The sequence below is a fragment of the Pilimelia anulata genome (assembly GCF_014647895.1).
GTDB classification, from domain to species: domain Bacteria; phylum Actinomycetota; class Actinomycetes; order Mycobacteriales; family Micromonosporaceae; genus Pilimelia; species Pilimelia anulata.
The window spans coordinates 1-2370 of record NZ_BMQB01000027.1 but is presented as its reverse complement, the minus strand read 5'-3'; the positions used below and the strand labels follow the sequence as shown (position 1 = coordinate 2370).

Genomic DNA, 2370 nt, shown 5'->3' with positions numbered 1-2370 from the left:
CGCAGCGGAATCGGTTCGGGAGTTTAAGAAGCAGATACTATAAAAGAGCTATGTTCTTGCGGAAGAACAAATTGAGAGAAAAGAAGTAAGAACTGTTGTTGTTTTTCACAAATGGGCGCTCTCTCAATGTTTAAATAGACAAGCTTATTTGCGTACAACTTGTGAAAGTAATGGGAGATTATTTAAGTGGAAATCATAAAAGTAATCATTGCTTTAAAGTTGTTCAATTGCACTCTATATTCAATTGAACAATGCGTTATGTGAGTAAATAATTCTTTGCATTTTATTATAAAACGCTTTGGTGGTGGCATACTCGTAAATAAGATGGTGTACCCCGATTGAGCTCTCGTCCAAAAGTCTCTATGAATCGGTGTAATGGTGCCAATATATAGTAAGAAGTTCTTTAAGGATCTGGAGACACGTGGCGGCCATCCGCTATAATATTACCGGATGGCCGCGCGATTTTTTTCCCCTTGAAATCCTGGCCGTGTATTTCAGTTCCGCAAAACTAGTTGAGCGTGTTTTTGAAATCCGTTGTTGTTGTGACGACACGTGTTCCATATAGGGTCTTTTTGTCATTTGAGGCAATAACCAACTTTAGTTTTGCACGTGGCGCGTTTTACAATGTTGCATTTAATTGGTAATGTTTATCTAACGGCTATTTTTGATTCAAATTTTGAATCACGTGAGGAGTTGTCAGAAATTGGCCCTTTATATTTCTGACATTGTACTATATATTTGAGATGGACCAATTAAATGCTTTGTTTCGTGCCTATTTAATTAATTTTGAAGATATATTGTGTATATATTGTGTTCATATTTATTAATGGAACCTGTGTATTTGAAAATGTATTTTTCGCGAAACAAACGTGGTGCTACTACTACTTCGAGACGAAGCTATTCAAGGTATCCCTTGTCTAGGCGTTCGTATAGTGTGAATAGAATCAATGGCAAACGTGGATCGAATATGCATAGAAAGGCCCATGATGATGTTAGAATGTCAGCCCAACGTTTACATGAGAATCAGTTTGGGCCTGAATTTGTCATGGCCCATAATTCAGCGATCTCAACGTTTATTAATTTCCCTAATCTTGGTAAGAGTGAACCGAATCGATCAAAGAGTTTTATTAAATTAAAACGTTTACGTTTCAAGGGTACTGTTAAAATTGAACGTGTTTTGAATATGGATGGTTCAACTCCTAAGATTGAAGGCGTATTTTCCATGGTCGTTGTTGTCGACCGAAAACCTCACTTGGGATCTTCTGGATGTCTACATACATTTGATGAGTTGTTTGGTGCAAGGATTCATAGTCACGGTAATTTATCTATTACTGCCACATTGAAAGACCGTTTCTATATTCGTCATGTTTATAAGCGTGTGCTTTCAGTGGAGAAGGATAGTATGATGGTTGACGTCGAAGGAAGCACATACTTGTCTAATAAGCGTTTTAATTGTTGGGCTACATTTAAAGATGATGAACGTGATTCTTGTAATGGCGTTTATGCTAACATAAGCAAGAATGCCCTCTTAGTCTATTATTGTTGGATGTCAGATGCTTTGTCCAAGGCATCTACGTTTGTATCATTTGATCTTGATTATGTTGGATGAATAATAATAATGTGTCGAATAAGTTCTGAATATTTCCGCATTCTTCTTGGTTAAAATATTTATAAAATATTTTTATTTCAACGACTTTGGTTGAGCAGGAGTACAATTACTGTTAATACATTCTTGGGCCGCAGTCTTAACCAATTCGTTTAATTGGGCCATTGAAAGGGTGATACTCGACTCTGTTCTCCGCGCCCCTACTATAGATGCGGATTCTCCAGGGTCTAGAATACTTGTGTCCAATCTATGAAGTTGTCTATATGGATGTATCGCGTTGTCCAATTCAGAGTCCGCATCTGATGTACCGGTGCCTATTGTACTTCTTGATGCCCACGTCTCACCGGGTTTCAATGTAATTGGGCTGTGAAGCCCATATCTTGATGTGGATGCGGACCTTATTAATTTTCTCTCCCATTTCCCGTAACCAACGTGGGAGAAATCAACATCTTTTTCAGTGAATTGTGTAGATAATATTTTCACTGTTGGGGGTTTGAAAGGAATATCCACCGAATGTTTCGCAGTGGATATCTTGAGTTTCCCCTTAAATTTTGCGAAGTGTGTTCTTTGATGAACATTTGTGTCGCTAACTCTGTAATACAATTTCCAAGGAATTGGGTCTTTAAGGGAGAAGAATGAAGATGAAAAAAAGTGGAGATCTATGTTACATCTTATGGGATATGTCCATGATGCTTGTAATGACTCGTTGTCCGTCATTCTTTTGTCGTGAATCTCCACAATTACAGTTCCTGTTGCGTTGATAG

General features: G+C 37.8%; 2 protein-coding genes. One reads left to right on the top strand and one right to left on the bottom strand.

The genetic code is table 11. The annotated features are described in order from the left end of the window. Window positions 1-967: 967 nt before the first annotated feature. Window positions 968-1609: a capsid/nuclear shuttle family protein gene (locus tag IEY94_RS24540; RefSeq protein WP_229784378.1), complete on the top strand. Its 642-nt coding sequence runs from the start codon at window positions 968-970 to the stop codon at window positions 1607-1609. 72 nt (window positions 1610-1681) lie between these two features. On the opposite strand, the gene IEY94_RS24535 is transcribed toward IEY94_RS24540, so the two are convergent. After that, the coding region (locus IEY94_RS24535; RefSeq protein WP_189172362.1) for a hypothetical protein at window positions 1682-2370 on the bottom strand (689 nt) is incomplete at its 5' end.

Excerpts from the sequence above, each read along its gene's own strand:
- IEY94_RS24540 (WP_229784378.1), top strand. The coding sequence starts at position 968 with ATGCATAGAAAGGCCCATGATGATGTTAGAATGTCAGCCCAACGTTTA.